We start from the raw sequence: 20712 nt of genomic DNA, 5'->3' as shown, positions 1-20712 counted from the left end.
TAGATAGGGATGAACCGATAAACCCTACTTAAAACCTCATTTAAAAGAAACAAATAATATTTTATCAATATTTATTTTTTAAAAAAAATATTATATGTATTAAAGTTTCACTTAAATCATTAATAATTAAAATATTAGTATAAAATATTATTTTTATTGTAATATAATTATATAAATGGTTTTGATAATTAGTTAAAAGTCAAGAATTTAGACTTGTCTTAACTAAAATTTATCATACCATGAGAAAAGTTTTACTATTGGCATGTATGCTATTGCTGGGAGCAATGAGTGTATACGCCCAGTCACGGACTGTAACAGGTCGCGTGATTTCAGAGGATGAACCCGAGGGGATCCCCGGGGTCAACATACTGGTGAAAGGCACCGGTGTGGGAACAGCTACCGACTTGGACGGTCGGTACTCTATTTCCGTAAATTCTGCGGATGATGTACTTGTATTTTCTTTTGTGGGCTATGATCCTCAGGAAATCAGAGTAGGGAATCAAAGTTCAATCAATGTGACTTTAGTGCCTGATACCGAAAATCTATCCGAAATTATCGTAGTGGGATACGGGGAGCAGGACAGAAGAACTTTGACGAGTTCTATTTCTTCTATCAAGGGGAAAGACGTTGAAAATTTGCCCATCACTTCACCTGACCAATTGCTTCAGGGTCGTGCCCCAGGTGTAGTTGTAAACACCGAATCCGGTGAACCAGGAGGAGGGATGAATATCCGTATCAGGGGTACAACTTCAATCACAGGTAATTCAGATCCACTTTATGTAATTGACGGCGTGCCAATTATAGCAAGCAATATTGCAGCTACCACATTTGGACAGCCAGTAAATCCATTGGCGGATTTGAATCCAGCTGATATTGAATCTATGGAGATCTTAAAGGATGCATCTGCTACCGCTATTTATGGAGCAAGAGCAGCTAATGGTGTAGTCTTGATTACTACCAAAAGAGGTAAGGCCGGTAAACCTGTTGTGAACATCAGCATGTATGGAGGTATTTCTGAGCCTTGGAGAAGTCCGAATGATCTGCGTGTAGACGGACCTACTTTTGAGAGACTTCAAAATGAAGCCAGCAGAAACAACTGGGTGGATAGATATGGTTCGTTAGATGCACCAAATTCAGCTGGTCAGTCATATCAAGCTCCATTCGCAAATCCTGATCAGGCTATTGACACCAATTGGTTTGATGAAATTTTCCAGACGGGTTCCATCAGAAACCTGGATGCATCAGTAGCGGGTGGAGACGAAAGGATTAAATATTTTGTATCAGGTAACAATTTCTTCCAGGAGGGATTGGTAAGGCCAGCACAATTTGAAAGAAGCAGTGCTAGGATGAATCTTGACTTTATGGTCACTCCAAGGTTAAAAATTGGGACGAGTGCAACATACTCTGTAAATACCAGAGATAGAGCGCTTAATGGTAATGCAATTGAAGGTGCACTTTCAACAGCATTTTTCTATCCAAGCAACTACCCAATTCTCAATGATGACGGAACTTACTTTAGACCATTCTGGGAAAATCCTGTTGCAGTAGCCAATGAAACTGATTATCTGATGAAAACCACGCGGATTATCGGAAGCGTGTATGCTGATTGGGAAATTACAGATGGACTAGTATTCAGAAGTACATGGAGCATTGACAACAACCTAGTCGAAGAAGACAGGTATTTCAACACCTTCTTAGCTGCTGGTGCAGCCCTGAACGGTTCAGCCCAGTCTTTTGTAACAAGAAGTAATAACTGGATCAATGAAAATGTATTGACCTATCAGAAAAACTTCGGTGAAAATAATATCAACCTACTTGTGGGTAATACACTCCAGGAGAATCAGTTTTTAAGAACTCAAGCATTTGGTCAGGGCTTCCCTTCCAATTCATTCAAAAGAATTGAATCAGCCGCTGTAAAGAATTCCAGTTCAACAGGGACTTCTTGGGGTATTGCATCCTATTTTACCAGAATCAATTATGGTTACAAAGGGAAATATTTATTTACGGCCAACATGAGAGCAGATGCTTCATCCAGATTTGGTGCTGACAATAGATGGGGTTATTTCCCTTCTGTAGCAGGTGCTTGGAGAATGATAGATGAAGGTTTTATGGAAAGCATCAGAAGCACAGTGTCTGATATGAAAATAAGAGCATCTTATGGTATCACCGGTAACCAAGGAGGTATTGGTGATTTCCAGGCGCTAGGTCTGTGGGGTGGAATGAGAGGTGGACTTAACCTTGGGGGTGTTGGACAACCAGGAGGGCCGGCTTCTTATGTAGATGCTCCAGGAATTGCACCAAACCAATTGGCTAACCCTGACTTAAGATGGGAAACTACTGCACAATTTAATGTGGGTTTTGATGTTGGGCTTTGGAATGACAGATTGACTTTGACTTTTGATTATTATGACAAGCAAACCAAAGACCTCTTACTCAATGTACCTGTTCCAAAATCTTTAGGATTCAGTGTTTTGACACAAAACTTCGGAGAGATGGAAAATAGAGGTTTTGAATTGGGAATCAATGCTGCGATCATAGAAAAAGAGGATTTCACTTGGACTTCAAGCTTCAATATTTCCAGAAACAACAATTTGGTGAAGCGTCTGGCTTTTCCTTTCACTACTTTCACAAGAGATTATGTTAGGGTAGAGGAAGGTTATCCACTAAACTCATTCTGGGTACATGTTCAAGAAGGTGTAGATCCACAAACAGGGGATATCATCTGGGATACTATGGGAGATGAAGAGTTTAACCCTAATGTACACAGACAGATATTCGGAAGTGCAATTCCAAGATACGTAGGTGGATGGACCAATATGATTAACTACAAAAATTGGGATTTTATGGCCTTCTTTCAGTTCAGCGAAGGTAACAATACTTTGAATTACGGAAGATTCTTCTTTGAGCATGGAGGAGAAAGAACTACAGGTTATTCTGCGCAACAATTGGACAGGTGGCAGCAGCCAGGAGATGTGACAGACGTTCCTAGAATGGCCTCCAGGAATTACAGTGCTGATTTGAGACCATCAAGACATGTTGAAGATGGATCATTCTTGAGATTGAAAAACACCAGTATTGGATACACTTTGCCTTCTCCAATTACCTCTAGGATCGGAGTAGGTAGAGCTAGATTCTATGCAGCTGCGCAGAACTTGCTGACTTGGACCAATTATACAGGCTTGGATCCGGAAGTGAGTACAAGTCCATCGAACCTAGTATCAGGTGTAGATATCGCTGTAATGCCACAGCCAAGAACCTATACTTTGGGAGTAAACTTAACATTCTAATGCCATGAAAATGAAAAAATATTTATATAAAGGAATGGCCGCAGGATTTATAGTCCTTTCAGGCCTGGGAATAAGTTGTAATGTATTGGATCAAGATCCCCAATTTCAGATTGCAACTGATGAAGCTTTTGCCAATGCGGTAAATGCCGAGGCAGCGCTTAATGGATTGTACAATGAAGCCCAGTTGGTTTACAATTGGAGAGTTCAGACTCTGGGTGAATTGGCCTCAGACTTGGTCCAATCTGTAGATACTTGGGATAACTTCAATGTAATCGATGAGTTTAGACAAACTCCTGACAATACCGAGATTGATGATTTGTACACGCAGATTTATAGAACTATAGATCTTGCCAATAACATTATAGCATTCGCTCCAAATGTACCTGATTTGACACAAGAAAGGGTAAATGACATGTTGGGTCAGGCTTATGCTTTTAGAGGGATGATGTATTTTCATTTAGCTACCTATTTTGGTGGGATACCTGGGAAATATGGAGAAGCTGGTGTCATTATAGAAACAGAGCCATCCATAGGTGTGAACGAAGATGCTTTTAAGGAAAGAGCAAGTCTACAAGCTACCTGGGATCAGGCAAGGGCGGATTTGGAGCAGGGAGAGAACCTTCTGGCAGAGTCTAGAGCGAGTAATTTCCTTTCCCGTTCCAGGTTGACCAAATCAGCCGCCACAGCAATGTTAGCAAGGTATCATCTGTATTTGGACAATTGGTCTGAGGCTGAGTCCAAGGCATCACAAGTTATCAATCAAGGGTCATTTGAATTGGTACAACCCTTCTCAGATATCTTCAGGACTGACTTCTCTTCTGAATCTATTTTTGAGATGCATTACAATGTAGTGGATTTCAGTGGATTCAGACAGTGGTATTTTCCTGCAGCTTTAAACGGCCGTGGAGGTCTAAGCTTTCATGAGCCATTTGCACAGGAATTATTAGCGCGTCAGGGGGTTGATGAAAGAAGTGATCTGATCGAATTGAACCCGGCTTTTGGAGGTGTATATTACTCCACGAAATTTGATGAGCTACAAAATGCCTCCAACGTACCTGTTCTCAGAATAGCTGAAATGTACCTGATCAGGGCTGAAGCCAGAGCCAGACAAGGAAATGTTTCCGGTGGACTTGATGATTTAAATGCGGTTAGGAACAGAGCAGGTCTTGACAATGCTTCAGCGAGCGGTGGTGAAGAACTAGTAGATCTGATTTTGGATGAAAGAAGATTTGAATTTGCTATTGAAGGACACAGATTCTTTGACATGACAAGAACAGATCGTGCTGTTGAAGTTTTCACCGATCTACCAAGAACAACTGGCTCTACCACTTATTCCATAGGAGACAGAGGAAGATATGTTTTCCCAATTCCCAATTCGGAAATTTTCACTAATCCTAACATGGTTCAGAACCCAGCTTACCGTTAATGATAGATAATAAATTTATGATTCAAAGATTATTTATTGCCTGCCTCCTCTACTTGGGGAGCGCAGGCTCTTTGTTATTTGCTCAAGGAATTTCGGCGGCAGCCACTCCCAATCAATTGATTATGCAGGAGTTGGAAGTCTCAGAAAAGGATCACAATATCCAAGCAGGAGGCAAGAATCTCAGTTACAAAACTACTGCAGGTTTTATGCATATGTCCAATGAGCAAGGAAAGGACAAAGCCAAGTTTTATTTTACTGCTTATACTTTAAAAAATGTCAGTAATCCACAAGACAGGCCAATCACCTTTGTGTTCAATGGTGGCCCTGGCTCTTCTTCGGTTTGGTTGCATATGGGGGGCCTTGGGCCAAGGATGATAGAAATGACCGAGGATGGAGAGGCTTTACCTCCTCCCTATAATGTGATTGATAACCCGAATACCTGGTTGGATAAAACTGACTTGGTTTTTATTGATCCAATTGAGACTGGTTATAGCAGACCGGCAGAAGGGGAGGATAAAAAGCAGTTTCTGGGATATGTTGAAGACATCGCTTCTGTAGGTGATTTTATTCGTGCTTATGTCTCTGAATTTCAAAGATGGAATTCTCCCAAATTTCTATCTGGAGAAAGTTATGGCACAACAAGAGCAGCAGGACTTTCGGGGTATTTGCAGGATAGATATGGTATGTATCTGAATGGCATCATCATGATCAGTGCAGTGACAAATTTTGCAACACTGAATTTCACAAAAGGTCATGACCTGCCTTTTATAATGTATTTACCTACCTATGCGGCTATTGCTGAATATCACAAAATGCTGCCTCAAGAAATAGGGGACTTAGATGCATTTATAGAAGAGGTTAGACAATATGCCAAGGGAGAATACGCCACTATGCTGATGAAAGGTGACCAATTGACTGCTTCAGATAAACAGAAGTTGGCTGACAAGCTGCATCAGTATACAGGGCTTTCCAAGGATTATTTGGAAAATACTCATTATAGAATTCATATCAGCCGTTTTGTAAAGGAGTTGTTGAGAGGTCAAAAACAAACCGTAGGCAGATTGGACGGTAGAATTTTAGGTCTGGACTATGACCATGCAGGTGAAGGGTTTGAATTTGACCCAAGTTATAGCAAAGCTATTTATGGTCCTTACAGCATGGCTATCAATGATTATGTGAGGAGAGAGCTTGGCTTTGAAACAAATCTGGCCTATGAAATTCTCACTGGAAGGGTAAGGCCTTGGAATTACAACAATGTACAGAATCAATATTTGAACAATTCAGAGACTCTGAGAAATGCGATTCATAAAAACCCGTACCTAAAAGTAATGTTTATAAATGGTTATTATGATTTGGCGACTCCATTCTTTGCGACAGAATACACTGTTGACCATATGATGGTGGCGCCGGAGCTTAGGGATAATATCAGCATGAAATATTACGAATCAGGTCACATGGTCTATATTCATAAACCTTCATTGGAAAAAATGACGGTCGATGTCAGATCGTTTTATGATGAGGTTTTGAAATAAAACTTTAGAAAATCCATTTAAAAAAAGCCGTCTCCTTGAGGCGGCTTTTTTCACTTGTCTAATTATATTTTTCATTATCCTAAAGAAATTATGAAAAACCATATCCGCCAATACTGGAAAGTGAGAAAATAATTGAAATACTCTTATTACGATTTGATATTGATAAACAAGAGGTTAAAGCAACCAAGGTGAAAAAATGTAAAATCAGGGTATGATTTGATTGATACATTTTGTTTAATTGTGCAATATTCATTTATATTTGCATCACTTTAGCGGAAAGGAAGTTCCGAAAACAAACAGAGAGTTGGGTGAGTGGCTTAAACCAGCAGTTTGCTAAACTGTCGTACGCGTAATAGCGTACCGGGGGTTCGAATCCCCCACTCTCTGCTTTTAAGACATAAGATTCCCAATTACTTTTTAAAAAAAATTAAATACCTAAGTTACAAGTACAAGGAGCATCATTTTAATAGTACTACTTTTACCAAAAGACGGTTCCTGACACGCTAAGAACAACAACTCTACAACAATTAGAACTTAGATTCACTGGCACGAAACTTTATTTTTTGAGGGCTATATTTTTGATGAATCTTGGTATTAGTTTTGTGATTCAGTTGATAAGTTCTTCACCGAAAATGACATTACTTTTAAGGCAATTGTTTGGGGTTTCCATGGCGCTATATTTTATAGTCCTGGGATTGGCTTTTCCTATCACAAACCAATCAATTGAAGTTGCCGGTACTGAAACTAAACAAAAGATTTCTTCTATTTCTTTCTGGGAGAATTTTGATGGCTATAGTACAGTTGCCGGTACAGATCTGACTTCTGTGCCTTCAAAGAAAGAGTATTCAAGTGAAAGCCATTCCATTGATGCTTATACTTCATATGCATACTGTTTGGCTACTTTTATCAAATGCCGTCTAGATATTGCGTCTCATGTTTTCGTTGTTTTTGGCATCAGAGAACTCAAATTTCCAAGTCATTACTTTTGGTAGCATGGAATTCCCTCTTAATAGGAGGGTGATTTTTAAAGTCAGACACACGTATTCTGACTGAATTCCAATTTACAAATTCTAACCAGACAGCTGTTAATGGCTGTCCATTGACTTCTAATATCATGTTTGAAATAGATATTCCTTCCATGCTGATTGCTATTGTAGCAATTTTGGCATTCATCGCCCCCTTCTATATCCAATATTTGAGGGTGAAAAAAACGAAGCTTAGAAAGACATCTGAGCTCAACAGGTTTCTTGAAGAAAAAAAACTCCAGATCAATGACTTTGATTTTTGGAGAAACTTCTATTATGTGGGTATAGACTCTTCCCAAATGAAGTTGGTTTATGCAAAAGGCTCTGATCAGTTCAGCAATCAACTGATTGACCTGAAAGATATCAATTATGCTAAAATCAGTGAATCATTTAGGATCCTTGGGGAAAAGGAACCAAAGCGAAAGATCATTGACCTGTTGATTCTGGAGCTTATAGATGCCTCAGGGAATGTCAGGTATATGCTTGAGTTTTATGATGGAGAAAAGTACTCCGACCTTTTGGGTGAAACGGTCTTGGTTAAAGAATGGCGAGACCAAGTCAATTCAGTTCTCAAAAAGAACAGGGGAAGAAATAGTAATCCTTTGTTGGCAGTAGTTTAAATTTTGTATCCAGTTCATTCGATCGGATTTTCTGGAATCTAATATCGAAATGGATACAGTTCTTAAATTTGACAGGGGGGTAGTTGATATCCCCTTGTTTTAAAACCTCTAAAAAAATATATAAGATTTAGATTGCTATGGAAATTTTCCTTCTTACAGAAACCTGGGTGGCTTTGGCCACGCTCACCTTCCTGGAAATCGTTCTGGGAATAGATAATATTATTTTTATATCCATTCTATCCAACAAACTGCCTGATCATCAACAGGGCAAAGCTAGAGTCTTGGGACTAAGTTTTGCCATGTTGTTTCGGATAGGACTTTTGCTGGGCATTTCTTATATCATCAGGTTCAATGAACCTTTGCTTACTGTCTTCAACTTCGACTTGAGTGGCAAAGACCTGATATTGGCTTTTGGAGGGTTGTTTTTGCTGTTTAAATCCACATTGGAAATTCACCACAAAATGGAAGGTAAGCCAGAGGTGGTCAGAACTAATTCTACCACAAGTCTGTCTGGGGTGATTTTTCAAATTATCCTATTGGACATCATTTTTTCATTTGACAGTATTTTGACCGCAGTCGGTTTGGTAGATCATGTTTTGATCATGATTGTTGCAGTAGTGCTGGCGATGATCGTGATGATGATCTCAGCAGGTAAAATCAGCAAGTTCATCAACCATAATCCTACTTTACAAATTCTAGCATTGTCGTTTCTGATTTTAATAGGCTTTATGCTCCTGGTGGAAGGCTTACATGTGGAGGTTCCAAAAGGTTACATTTACTTTGCAGTATTCTTCTCGCTGAGTGTGGAGTTGGTCAATATGAGGATTCGGAAAAATCAAGGAAAAAAGGTAGAACTAAATCCAAGAATTACCCAAAAATAAGTTGTTCATAACAGATAGTATATCAATTCTGGTCAAGTATTTCAGTGTTGGAAATGGTTCTTTGAAAAGGAAAAATGGCAGAGTTGAGTTTTTTGGAAATAGAAAAAATATTTTCAAAAATCATCAGTATAAAACTCTGAACTTTTAAAAAGTTAGCACACATTTTGAAATATTTATTTTGTCCGGGAAGGACATTAAACCAATTGAAAATGAAAAAAATGCTCGTCTTAATGCTAGTTGCCGGAATGGCAGTATTGGCATCATGTGGAAACAAACCCGCAGAAGATACTTTGGTTGAACCAGAGCAAACTGAACAGGTTCCTTTGTCTGAAGAGACTTTTGATGAGGGAGACTCAGTAGAGGTAGAAGTTCTGCCAACGGAGTTGGATTCTGTCAGCTGAAATCAGTGAAATTTCAGGCCTGCTGAGAAGCAGGCCTTTTTTTCAAAGTATCAAATTAACAGAGAAAAAGTATCAATTTTTTAATGAAAATGTCTTCTTGTCATTACCAAAGGTAGCCCAATCAGGATAAGTGCAAAAAGGTTGATCAAGACAATATTGTGAATGGCCTTATAATACATGGAAATACTGCTGTCAATCATAAACCATGAAAGAAGGGCAAAACACATGGCACGATAAGCCCAGGATTCTTTTTTCTTAAAGGCATTTTCAGAGATCATCACCATCAATATATGAAAGCCTACAATTGTTCCTCCTATAATTCCAAATAGCCAATTTTTTAAATCCATCATCTCCGGGCTAAATGTCAGCCCTTCAAGAAACACCTCTTTAGTGTATCTATTGTGCAATTCAAATAAATAGGAGTTTCCTGCAAAAGCTACCAATAACCCTATTCCAATAGTTAGGATATTGGCATAAGTCAACCATTTTTGCCAAAAATAAAAGCATTTGTTATCTTGTTCATTGATGCTCATCCCTTAAAAGGTCATTCACTGTCTTGACCGGATTGAAGGTGATCAAAGGAACTTCTACAAAGACTGTATTCCAACCAGCCATAGATCCGTTCCAAAGGCCAGGAAGTTCAAGTGCCTTCAAAACTCTTCCGCTTTTGGATTTCTCTGTGATGAAACCCGTTCTTATATCTCTGAATTTTAACAATTCAAATTTCTCTCCCAAGTAATTTTTGGTTGCGCAAACCAAGTCTACTGGATTGAAGTGGGTCGCTTCTTGCATAATTTTCTTTTGGGAAGGGTCATCCAAGTTGATCTGGGCAGTTTCTGCAATTTGCAAGGACAAAGAGCCATCATCTTCATTGACCCAGAAAGGTCCACCTCCGGGTTCACCTGTATTTTTCACCATTCCGCATACCCGCAAAGGCCTGTTCAGACGATGTTTGAGGTATTTAGCTTTTTCCTCGATAGAAAGTTCACTGAATTTGGAGGGGAGTTTGGCACCAAGTTTTTCTGTAAAAGTTTTTTGGGCTTGGGATACACTATCCTCATTTACATTTGCAGATAGACTTTCTAATGACTCAAATACGGCCTCTTGTATTTCTAACAACAAGCCGCCTATGGCTATTTTATAATCTTTGGTGCTTGGTTTCAGCCTGTCCGGTACCACATTGTCAATATTTTTGATAAAGATCAAATCTGCATCTATTTCATCAAGGTTTTCTAAAAGGGCACCATGTCCAGCAGGTCTGAAAAGTATGCTTCCATCTTCTTCAATAAATGGCTCATTGTCCATGGTGACAGCTATCGTATCAGTTGACTTTTTCTGCTGCGAGTAGCTTACTTCATATTTGATCCCAAACTCTTTTTCAAGCTTTGGCTGTATTTCAGCAACTTCCTCTTTGAACTTTGATTCATGTTCTGGAGATACGGTAAAATGAAGTCTTACAGTGTTTCCTTGGCCCAATCCATACATATAACCTTCAATAAAGTGCTCATAAGTAGGGGTTCTGTCATGGTCTTCGTAATGGTGGAATTTAAGCAGTCCCTTCGGAAGCTGTCCATATCCTAATCCTTCATCATTTAAAAGGTGAGAAACGATTTGTTTATAATCTTTGGCTTCCAGCGCTTTCCCCATGCTGCTGCCCGAATTGTTTAAGCTGGCATCAAGATCTGAGTAGAAGGCAAATTTTTGGATGTTCTGAATGAACTTTTGAATAAAAGTGCTCTTGCTGATATCTCCATCCCCTTCCAAAAAAGCAAATAAATCCTTAAACATTCTGGAAGCAGCTCCACTAGCTGGGACAAATTTAACTACCTTTTTTGCAGCAGCCTTTTCCGGGTATGAAATCAGAAAATTTTTGAGTTCTTCCTCCTTTATGGCGATGACTCCATTTCCGATGGTAGCGGCTTCTACAATGGGTAAAAATGGAAAGCCCTCCCGGAAATGACCCAATTGTTCTTTTATCTTGGCGGTATCCATGCCTTGATCTTTTATTTGCTTCTCAAGCTTAGTATCCATGGTTATTTTTTTTGAGGTTTAAAAACCTCAATATATAAATTGAAAACCGCTTATTAAAGTATTAAAATGGATTAGCCCCAATAAAAAGTCATAAAAATTGCACATCCATTAGTATAAGCATGCAACAATACCGCATACCAAAAACCGAAACGAATTCTGACTATTCCCAAAAGGACACCACCAATAAGCTGAGGAAGTACGGCTGGGACATATAAATACATAGGAAGCATTTCCAAGTCAAAATTTCCCAGATGAATAAATCCAAAAGACAGGGCAATAAACCAGAATATGAATTTTTTAAATTTAAGAAAAGTGAACAAAAACTTACTGTAGAAATACCTATCGATCAATTTAATGCCAACTATCGCCCAAATGATCAGTCCTGCGAAAAACAGGTATTTGGAAACAGCAATGCTCATGAAAATCAAAAGAAGGAACGAAATATTCCAACGGGTTTTTGAAAATTTCAGGATTAGCCGGAATACTGGTTCCTCAAACAGGGGGGCTATGATAATTGCTGAAAAAGCAGCATCCCAAAAACCCAATTCTGTGATATCCCAGTCTGCTTCTTCTATTACCGGGAACAATTTTACAATCAACTCCCAAGAACTGAATGATAACAAAATATCAATTGATCCATAAACTAGGGTTACCAACAAAACACTTTGAAACCAATTTGTTGGAGCTCGCTTTAAAAAATTCAAAGTTGGTATTCCGGAGATATAGATGAATTCCGATTTGAAAAGTTTGATCATCAAGATATATTAAATGTGATTTTTTCTCCTGTTCTTTTTTGTGTTAAGACATTCAAAGAAGCATTTTCTACTTGTAAAATTCTCGGGTATCCACCTGTCACTTGGGCATCCCGCATCAAAACAATGAGTTTTCCGGAAGGGGTAAGCTGAATTGTTCCAGGATAAACAGGGGAAGTCAATATGGGCTCCATATCATGCGCAATTACTTCTTCAAGTTGATAGGCCATTCGGTTAATCATATCTGAAATAGTAAATGACTTATTTAAAATCCTGTTATGCAGCAGCTTCGGAAGTAACTCCCATTCAGGGCCAGGATAGACTTGGATTTTACTGTTTCTAAACCAGTCTGATCTGATTTTGGCTTTTGTCTCTACAGGAGGATAAAACCTGTTTTCTTCAGAAAGGTAACAGACGCTATCACCTTTTGTAATTTTTGTTCTTGGAGTAATGCTCCCATACCAGCTTTTACTTCCTGCAATTGTTTCAGATTCAAACCCTCCCTGAATGCCCATATAGGCCCATTGACCTTTTTTGATTTTCTTCACCACCAAATGATCATCTGGTTGGATTTCAATTACCTGACCATATTTGATTCCTTTGCCATTTAAAAGCGCCTCTACTTCAGCACCTGCGAATACAATTCTTGTTTCGCTTTCAAATACCATTTCAGGTCCTATTCCGGTCATTTCAAGTACAGCAGCATCTTTGGGATTTCTAAGAATAAAATTCACCTGGGCCACAGCATATCTATCCATGGCACCTGAATAAGGAACTCCAAACTGGGCCAAGCCAAAACGGCCTAAATCCTGAATACTGCTCATTAGTCCAGGTTGAAGAAAATGTATGTATGCGGGTAGCTTAATCATGCTTCCAAGTATAATTTCCTAATTTACTCAGATGTTTCAAATCATTGTATTCCTGCAAATCAATAGATCTAAAACGGATTAAATCACCGATTTTTGGTTGGACGGGCGGGGTTTGATGGATGTCGAACAGGGAAATTGGACAATTGCCTATAACATGCCATCCTCCGGGGCTTTCAATGGGGTAAATACCTGTTTGTGATCCACCAATTGCTACGCTTCCAGGCTTCACTGTCCTTTCAGGATTGGATTTTCTAGGGATATGAAGTTTAGGATCCAAACCGCCCAAATACATAAATCCTGGTAAAAAGCCGTAAAAATAAAGCTGGTACTCTTTGGAAGCGTGAAGGGTGATAATCTCTTTTTCTGATAGCTGAAGGAGTTCAGAAAGTTTGAATAAATCTTTACCAAACTCAGCTCCATAATAAACAGGAATTGACCAGGTATCTGATTGAAATTCAAAATCCGAAAAATCCAATGTGTTAATTTCATCAAGAAGTTCTAAGCAATCAGCCTTCTGAATATCCAATTGTAAACGAAGGGAAAGGGTATGGAAGCCCATTCGGATTTCTTTGATTCCCTCAGCATATTCATGTTCAAGAAATTTCTTCACCTGTATCAGCTGTTTGAGTGTTTCAGGTGAAATGCTCTTTGGCCAACTAAGTTCGATGAGTTTGCTATGTGTATACTCAAATTTTATTTCCATTTAGCCAAAATTGAAGTGGATTGACTTTAATATTTCCAAAGCAGCGGGGTTATCTCCGTGTACACAAACAGTATCTGCCTGAATAGGAAAGATTTTACCACTTAGAGATCGAATGGATTTTCTTTCAAAGATCAAAGAAAGGTGTGAAATCACTTCATCTGGAGTGGTCAACAAAGCATTGAGTTCTTTTCTATTGGTAAGGCTCAGGTCATCTTGATAAGTTCTGTCGGCAAAAACCTCTCTGTGGATGGCAACAGCATAGTTGGCTGCCAAGCTTTCCATCATAGAATTTGGGGGACAGTATAAAATAGTCCCAGTGTACTTTTCGACAATCAGTTCAAGGATTAATCGAGCTGTATTTTCATCTTTTGCAGCCTTATTATACAATGCCCCATGTGGCTTGATGTGGTGGACATTCATGTTTTCTTTTACTGCAATTTCAAAAAATAAATCAAGCTGATGGATAAGACTGTTCTTTAATATAGATGGCTCGATTTCCATTTCTTTTCTTCCAAAATTTTGAGAATCAGGAAAGGAAGGGTGAGCGCCTATTTTTACACTTTGTTCTTTTGCAAGCCGCATGGTGGAAAGCACAGTGTCCCTATTACCCGCATGTCCTCCACAGGCAATGTTGCAGGTATCCAAAAAAGGTATGAGATCTTTATCATTTCCTAAGCCTTCTCCAAGGTCACAATTGATGTCCAAGCGTTTGATTTTTTTCACATTTGAAATTAGACAAAAAACAGGATTTACCTATTTGCCCGTATTATTTAATTAAATTTGTAAGCATCATTTTCACAAACAATGTTTGAATTCAATCCAGAAAAACACTATCCGAAAGAAACTGAAAGCCGGGTTGTAATCCGTTTTCAAGACTGCGATCCATTGCGACACCTTAATAATGCGAAATACTTTGACTATTTTTTCAATGCCAGAGAGGATCAGGTACCCAAGCTTTATGGAGTAGAAATGTATGATATGATCCAAAAATACAAAGCGGCCTGGGTGGTCTACAATCACAATATTTCTTATGTCCGGCCTGCAAGAGTAGGAGAATGGGTGAGAATCAAAAGCCGGGTCTTATGGTACAATAACAATACAGTAGTGTTGGAATATTATATGACTGATGATAGTGGTTATGAGTTGAAAACTGTATTGTGGACTACCATGCGCTATGTCACTATCAAAGAAGGAAGCTCTACGGATCATCAAGGGGCTATTCTTGATTTTTTGAAGGCCACCTCTGAAGACATGGATATTTCTGCCATTTCCATAGGTCAAAGAGTAAAAGCTTTAAAAAACCAACTGCAGCAAAAAGGAAAATAATTCATACAATTGGACGACTTAGAACAAAACCTGTACGAAAATGTACAGGTTTTTTTTTGGCATGGGCCAGCTAAATTGAAATGAAATTTTTTCTTAAAATTAATTTTTGTGAAAAATGAAAATTCATGAAACCTTGGCCTCAATTATTTTTTCATGGAAACAAGTCAGAAATGTCTAGTTATCGAACACTTTTTACCCTTGCTGTACTGCTTTTGATACACTTTTTTATAAAAAATAGAAATTTTATAAATACTTGTATGATAAATACTTAACGTTTTTTTAACAGACTTTGAGTTGGAAAGTTTGGCAATAATTGATGTGTTTATTTTTGGAACAGAAGATGGATATAGGAGAGTACCAACTCAAAACTTACACAATTATGAAAACATTCATCACACTTGCATTAGCCGCTACCATGGGATTAGCCAGCTTTGCACACGCATCAAATGAAAATGCAGCTGCTTTGTCTTCTGTAAAAGCAAAGGACAACAAAGTAAATGTATACCTTAAAGAAGGTATGGGAAAAGTCAAACTTGCTATTTTGGATCAGGAGGGGAAAACCCTTCACAGCCAAAGAGTCAATGTAAAAAATGACATTAAAGTACCTTATGACCTGTCTCAACTTCCTGTAGGGGAGTACCATGTATTGGTTCAAAGCAATATCAAAGAAAACAACGCAGATTATGTGGTCTATACTGTGGAAAGAGAAGAAGAGCCAATTGCTTATCCATTGATGGCCTACGGAAAAAACATGGATAATGAAAGAATTAAATTAACTGTAATAGGCTTGGAAGAACCCGGTGTAGAGGTTAAGATCACAACGGATAAAGGAAAGGTATTACTAAAAGAATATATCACAGAGCCAAATGCCTTTGAAAAAATCTACAGACTTGAAAAAATCAAGGCTGAGGACATTACAGTACAGGTAAAAGATCAAAAAGGGAGAGTAAAAAACCTTTATTTCTGAGCTGAACCAACTTAATTGACCACAGTACCTAACCCTTCAGGATTTCCCTGAAGGGTTTTTTATTCCTAATTATATAAGTGGAGCTGTTGACATTCTTTTTTTTTACATTTTTGGACTTCAGAAATCAATATAAACCTTTTTAAATATGATTAAATCGAAAAAAACAGGATTCTATTTACTCCTGGCGGTAATGTTCATTTTCGGCAGCCAATCCATAGCCCAAGAGGAAATGGATCTGCAAATGATTCACAAGATCAAAAATGAAGGCATTGGAAATTCTCAAATTCAAGATCTTTCATTTCATTTGACGGATTACCTAGGCCCCAGATTATCAGGGTCGTCCAATCTCCGAAAAGCGAGAGAATGGACAGCCGAAAAATTCCAGGAATGGGGCTTATCCAATGTCAGGATTGATTCTTATGGAGATTTTGGAAGGGGATGGGATGTAAAAAAATCCTATATCGCCATGAAAGAACCCTATTATGCACAAGTAATTGGCTACCCAAAAGCCTGGACTGATGGAACCAATGGTTTGGTTGATTCAGAGGTGATGTTGTTGGAAATTACTTCAGAAGAAGATTTCGACAAATACAGAGGCAAGCTCAAGGGTAAAGTAGTGACTACACCCGCCAACTTCAATTTGGAACCTGCATTTGAAGCTGAAGCAAGAAGGTGGACAGCTGAACAGTTGGAGGAAAGAAAATCTATCAATATAGGCTCAGGCGGTGGACGGTATACACCTGAAATGTTAGCTCAATTACGTGCCCAAAGAGCTTTGGACCAGAAGTTAACACAATTCTTGCTTGAAGAAGAAGTTGGTTTGAGATTGACTGGGACAAGAGGAAGTTTCGGAACAGTTTTTCATACCAGAGCAGGATCTTTTAGTACTGACAAGGCTGCAACAGTTCCTGAAATGGAAATAGCCGCAGAGCACCACGGAAGAATTTACAGGTTATTGAAAAATGGAAAATCCGTTAAAATCGAAGCAGAAATTGAGGTAGAATGGCTCGATGATGATTACAAAGGCTACAATGTTTTGGCCGAAATACCCGGAACTGACAAAAACCTAAAACCAGAACTTGTGCTTCTTGGAGCTCATTTGGACAGTTGGCATGCAGGTACAGGAGGTAATGACAATGCTGCGGGTGTAGCTGTGATGATGGAAGCAATCAGAATTTTAAAAGCTCTTGATTATCAGCCAAAAAGAACAATTAGAATCGCTCTTTGGGGTGAAGAGGAGCAAGGTTTGTTTGGTTCCAGAGGTTATGTTCAAAAATATGTGGCCGATAGAAACTCAAAAGAAAAAAAAGCTGAATGGGATAAGATTTCAGCTTATTACAATATTGACAACGGGTCTGGTAAAATACGAGGGATATATCTTGAAGGAAACGATATGCTGGTACCGGTTTTTGAAAAATGGTTTGAACCATTTCATGAAATGGGTGCAAAAACTGTGACGAGAAGAAATACAGGTTCTACAGATCATGTGGCATTTGATGCAGTAGGTGTGCCTGGTTTTCAATTTATTCAGGACCCTATAGATTATGGCAAAGGATACCATACCAATATGGATGTATATGAGCGCATGCAATTTGCTGATATGACGCAAGCTGCTGTCATTGTAGCCGCAATGGTTTACAATACTTCTGAAAGACAAGAGAAATTACCAAGAAAACCTTGGAAATGATTGTTTGGTAGAATTAAAAAAAAGAGGTCTTGGCAACTTGACCTCTTTTTTTGTTACAAAATTAATATTGGAATAGGATACCTAATTTTGTATCTTTCGAATCATAAGTTATAATAATGTCAGATTGACTTAATATAAATTCTGAATTAAATAAACCCAAATAGAAAATGTATTCTGTATTTAGGACAATATTCAATGAGGAACATGAAATGTTCCGCCAATCCATAAAAGATTTTATTGCAAAGGAAATCACTCCTTACAATGCTGAGTGGGAAAAAAACAAAATGGTTTCCCGGGAGTCTTGGAAGAAATTGGGGGAAAACGGCTTTTTATGTCTTCAAGCTCCCGAGGAGTTTGGCGGTATGGGTTTAGATGACTTCCGTTATAATGCCATTTTTGTAGAAGAGCTTGGTCTTTCCGGGTGCTCTGGGCCTGCTATTGGTTACCCATTGCACAGTGATATTGTTTTTCCTTATGTACTCCACTACGGTACAGCTGAAGCAAAGAAAAAGTATATTCCAGGGATGGTTTCAGGAGACCTGATTTCAGCAGTAGCCATGACGGAACCAGGGGCAGGGTCAGATCTTCAGGCTATCAGAACCACCGCTGAAGATAAAGGAGACCATTATCTTATTAATGGATCCAAGACTTTCATTACCAATGGATATCTTTGTGACCTTGTGGTAATTGCGGCAAAAACAGATCCCAAATTAGGAGCTAAAGGAATCAGTCTATTTATAGTTGACAGTAAAATGGAAGGATTTTCCAAAGGAGTTCCTTTCGAAAAGGTAGGCTTACATGCCCAAGATACTTGCGAATTGTTTTTTGAAGACGTGAAAGTTCCTAAAGAAAACCTACTTGGAAAAGAAGGTGCGGGCTTTACCTATTTGATGACAGAACTGGCTCAAGAACGCCTTATAGTGGGATTGGCTGCCTTAGCACTTGGTGAATCAGCATTTTTATCTACTATAGATTATGTAAAACAAAGAAAGGCTTTTGGGAAAAGCATTTCCGAATTTCAAAATACCCGATTCAAATTGGCAGAAATGGGAGCCAAGCTGGAGCAAGGAAGAATCTATGCTGACCAATTGGTCATGATGCATAATGCTAAAAAAGTGGATTCAGCAATGGCATCTTCAGCAAAATATCTTTTAACCGAGCTTCAATGTGAGGTTTCTGATGAATGTGTTCAGCTGCACGGAGGTTATGGATATATGTGGGAATATCCGGTGGCCCGTGCTTTTGCAGATGCGAGGGTACAGCGGATATATGCAGGGACCAATGAAATCATGAAAGAATTGATAACAAGAAAATTGCTGAAAGACTAATATAAGCGTTTGTTCATATAAAAGCCACTTTTTCTAAAGGAGAAAGTGGCTTTATTTTTTGAAAAAAACATTATTGCTTTATCTTTAGTAGACGTATTTGCAACTTTAATTCATAACCCAAAATAAAATTTCTTATGCAGAATTTTCCTTGGTTAAAATTTTACCCGGAATCCGTTGATCCAGAGGTTGATGTAACCTCATATAGTTCAGTAGTAAATCTTTTTGAAGAAAGCGTTAGTAAATTTGGAGATGCAGTAGCCTATGAATGTATGGGCAAATCCATGACTTTTAATGAGCTGGATACATATTCCCAGAATTTTGCTTCCTACTTACAGCACGAATTGAAAATGAATAAAGGAGACAAAGTGGCAATTCAGATGCCCAATTGTCTGCAATATCCCGTTGCTCTTTTTGGAACACTGAGAGCTGGGATGGTAGTCGTCAACGTCAATCCTTTGTACACCGCCAAAGAAATGAAGCATCAGTTTGACGATTCTGGAGCCACAGCAATAGTGATTTTAGAAAACTTTGCTTTTAACTTGGAGAAAATCCAAAGAGAGATTCATGCCAAACACATCATCACGACCAGGTTAGGGGACATGCTTGGAGTACTAAAAGGTACTATTGTCAATCTTGTCGTGAAGCATGTGAAAAAAATGGTCCCTGCCTTCAATATTCCTGATGCCATCTCTTGGAAAAAAGTGATGGCACAGGGTGGGAAAAACAACTTTAACCGTGAATGGATGGAACTTGGTGATTCTGCTTTTTTACAATACACAGGAGGAACTACAGGTGTTTCAAAAGGAGCAGAACTGACACATGGCAACATAGTCGCCAACATGCAACAGATTTCAGCTTGGATGAAACCAAGGCTAAAAGAAAGGGAAGAAGTAGTGATCACAGCGCTCCCCTTGTACCATATTTTTGCCCTTACAGTAAACTGCCTCGCCATGTTTAAAATCGGTGCTAAAAATGTACTGATCACCAACCCCAGAGATATGCCCGGATTTATCAAAGAATTGGGAAAACATAAGTTCACTGTCATCACAGGAGTAAACACTTTATTTAATGGATTGATGAATGCGGAGGGATTTAGTGGTTTGGATTTCAGTCATTTAAAAGTAGCAGTAGGAGGGGGAATGGCTGTGCAAAAAGCTACTGCTGAAAAATGGGGAAAAATCACAGGAATAGCATTGGCAGAGGGATACGGTTTGACTGAAACATCCCCTGTGGCAGTATGTAACCCAATCGATGGGACAGAAAGAATCGGGACAATTGGAGTGCCATTACCCAATACAAATGTAAAAGTCATCAATGATGAAGGCAATACTTTGCCTACTGGAGAAAAAGGAGAGCTTTGTATTAAAGGACCGCAAGTCATGAAAGGATACTGGAATAGACCAGATGAAACTGATCAAGTCATGGAAGGTGAATGGTTCAAGACTGGGGATATTGCAGTCATTGACGAAGATGGATTCGTTAAAATAGTGGACAGGAAAAAAGAAATGATTTTGGTGTCAGGGTTTAATGTATATCCGAATGAGGTTGAAAATGCAATTGCTTCTCATCCTAAAGTAATGGAAACAGGAGTTATTGGAATGCCAGATGATAAGTCCACGGAAAAGGTTGTGGCTTATGTAGTTCCCAGAGATAAATCAGTAACAGAAGAAGAAATTATTGCGCATTGTAGGGAGGAACTGACTAATTATAAAGTTCCAAGAGAAGTATACTTCACAGATGAACTTCCGAAATCAAATGTTGGAAAAATTCTCAGAAGGAAAATCAAGGAAATGCATGAAAAGAAATAAGGGTTTAACCCCAAATCTCAAAATATTTCATCTTATGGGTGCCAGTAATATTGGCATCCATTTTTTATT

General features: G+C 38.7%; 18 protein-coding genes and 1 tRNA gene. 13 read left to right on the top strand and 6 right to left on the bottom strand.

The window, feature by feature from the left end; all coding sequences use genetic code 11:
• Window positions 1-239 precede the first annotated feature (239 nt).
• The 8 genes from A33Q_RS06310 (at window position 240) to A33Q_RS06275 (ending at window position 9172) form a co-directional block, all read left to right on the top strand.
• Window positions 240-3287 (top strand): SusC/RagA family TonB-linked outer membrane protein, encoded by a 3048-nt coding sequence (locus A33Q_RS06310; RefSeq protein ID WP_009032671.1) that lies wholly within the window; start codon window positions 240-242, stop codon window positions 3285-3287.
• A gap of 10 nt (window positions 3288-3297) precedes the next feature.
• Entirely contained in the window at window positions 3298-4713 is a 1416-nt protein-coding gene (locus A33Q_RS06305) for a RagB/SusD family nutrient uptake outer membrane protein (RefSeq protein WP_160169339.1), read from the top strand.
• Between the two features lie 17 nt (window positions 4714-4730).
• Window positions 4731-6245 carry a S10 family peptidase gene (locus A33Q_RS06300; protein ID WP_152527381.1) on the top strand — a complete coding sequence of 505 codons (1515 nt, stop codon included), beginning with the start codon at window positions 4731-4733 and terminating at the stop codon, window positions 6243-6245.
• Window positions 6246-6543: 298 nt separating this feature from the next.
• Window positions 6544-6632, top strand: a tRNA-Ser gene (locus A33Q_RS06295).
• Window positions 6633-6877: 245 nt separating this feature from the next.
• Window positions 6878-7237, top strand: a complete 360-nt coding sequence (locus tag A33Q_RS06290) for a hypothetical protein (protein WP_152527380.1) — start codon at window positions 6878-6880, stop codon at window positions 7235-7237.
• 122 nt (window positions 7238-7359) lie between these two features.
• Window positions 7360-7890, top strand: coding sequence for a hypothetical protein (locus A33Q_RS06285; RefSeq protein ID WP_009032667.1), 531 nt, complete (start codon window positions 7360-7362; stop codon window positions 7888-7890).
• 137 nt (window positions 7891-8027) lie between these two features.
• Complete coding sequence (locus tag A33Q_RS06280) at window positions 8028-8771, top strand: TerC family protein (RefSeq protein ID WP_009032666.1); 744 nt, start codon at window positions 8028-8030, stop codon at window positions 8769-8771.
• Window positions 8772-8980: 209 nt separating this feature from the next.
• The gene (locus tag A33Q_RS06275) at window positions 8981-9172 is read left to right on the top strand and encodes a hypothetical protein (protein ID WP_009032665.1); all 192 of its coding nucleotides are present in this window, start codon (window positions 8981-8983) and stop codon (window positions 9170-9172) included.
• An 80-nt stretch (window positions 9173-9252) separates the two neighbouring features.
• On the opposite strand, the gene A33Q_RS06270 is transcribed toward A33Q_RS06275, so the two are convergent.
• The 6 genes from A33Q_RS06270 to pxpA form a co-directional block, all read right to left on the bottom strand.
• Window positions 9253-9705, bottom strand: a complete 453-nt coding sequence (locus A33Q_RS06270) for a hypothetical protein (RefSeq protein ID WP_009032664.1) — start codon at window positions 9703-9705, stop codon at window positions 9253-9255.
• Entirely contained in the window at window positions 9692-11203 is a 1512-nt protein-coding gene (locus A33Q_RS06265; protein ID WP_009032663.1) for a DUF4301 family protein, read from the bottom strand. The genes A33Q_RS06270 and A33Q_RS06265 overlap by 14 nt, the downstream gene beginning before the upstream one ends.
• Before the next feature lie 71 nt (window positions 11204-11274).
• Window positions 11275-11862: a CPBP family glutamic-type intramembrane protease gene (locus A33Q_RS06260; RefSeq protein ID WP_160169338.1), complete on the bottom strand. Its 588-nt coding sequence runs from the start codon at window positions 11860-11862 to the stop codon at window positions 11275-11277.
• 95 nt (window positions 11863-11957) lie between these two features.
• Complete coding sequence (locus A33Q_RS06255) at window positions 11958-12824, bottom strand: 5-oxoprolinase subunit C family protein (RefSeq protein WP_040490004.1); 867 nt, start codon at window positions 12822-12824, stop codon at window positions 11958-11960.
• The gene (pxpB, locus tag A33Q_RS06250; RefSeq protein ID WP_009032660.1) at window positions 12817-13527 is read right to left on the bottom strand and encodes a 5-oxoprolinase subunit PxpB; all 711 of its coding nucleotides are present in this window, start codon (window positions 13525-13527) and stop codon (window positions 12817-12819) included. The genes A33Q_RS06255 and pxpB overlap by 8 nt, the downstream gene beginning before the upstream one ends.
• Window positions 13528-14250 (bottom strand): 5-oxoprolinase subunit PxpA, encoded by a 723-nt coding sequence (gene pxpA, locus A33Q_RS06245; RefSeq protein ID WP_009032659.1) that lies wholly within the window; start codon window positions 14248-14250, stop codon window positions 13528-13530.
• An 81-nt stretch (window positions 14251-14331) separates the two neighbouring features.
• Here pxpA and A33Q_RS06240 point away from each other — a divergent pair, with 81 nt between their 5' ends.
• The 5 genes from A33Q_RS06240 (at window position 14332) to A33Q_RS06220 (ending at window position 20643) form a co-directional block, all read left to right on the top strand.
• Window positions 14332-14853, top strand: a complete 522-nt coding sequence (locus tag A33Q_RS06240) for an acyl-CoA thioesterase (RefSeq protein ID WP_009032658.1) — start codon at window positions 14332-14334, stop codon at window positions 14851-14853.
• A gap of 379 nt (window positions 14854-15232) precedes the next feature.
• The gene (locus tag A33Q_RS06235) at window positions 15233-15820 is read left to right on the top strand and encodes a hypothetical protein (RefSeq protein ID WP_016254769.1); all 588 of its coding nucleotides are present in this window, start codon (window positions 15233-15235) and stop codon (window positions 15818-15820) included.
• 145 nt (window positions 15821-15965) lie between these two features.
• A complete protein-coding gene (locus A33Q_RS06230; protein WP_016254768.1) occupies window positions 15966-17507 on the top strand; it encodes a M20/M25/M40 family metallo-hydrolase in 1542 nt (513 codons plus the stop codon).
• Window positions 17508-17674: 167 nt separating this feature from the next.
• Window positions 17675-18835: an acyl-CoA dehydrogenase family protein gene (locus A33Q_RS06225; RefSeq protein ID WP_009032656.1), complete on the top strand. Its 1161-nt coding sequence runs from the start codon at window positions 17675-17677 to the stop codon at window positions 18833-18835.
• 134 nt (window positions 18836-18969) lie between these two features.
• Complete coding sequence (locus A33Q_RS06220; RefSeq protein ID WP_009032655.1) at window positions 18970-20643, top strand: AMP-binding protein; 1674 nt, start codon at window positions 18970-18972, stop codon at window positions 20641-20643.
• Window positions 20644-20712 lie beyond the last annotated feature (69 nt).

This window comes from Indibacter alkaliphilus LW1, from assembly GCF_000295935.2.
GTDB lineage: Bacteria > Bacteroidota > Bacteroidia > Cytophagales > Cyclobacteriaceae > Indibacter > Indibacter alkaliphilus.
The sequence above is the reverse complement of the archived record's forward strand: the minus strand, read 5'-3'. Positions and strand labels throughout refer to the sequence as shown.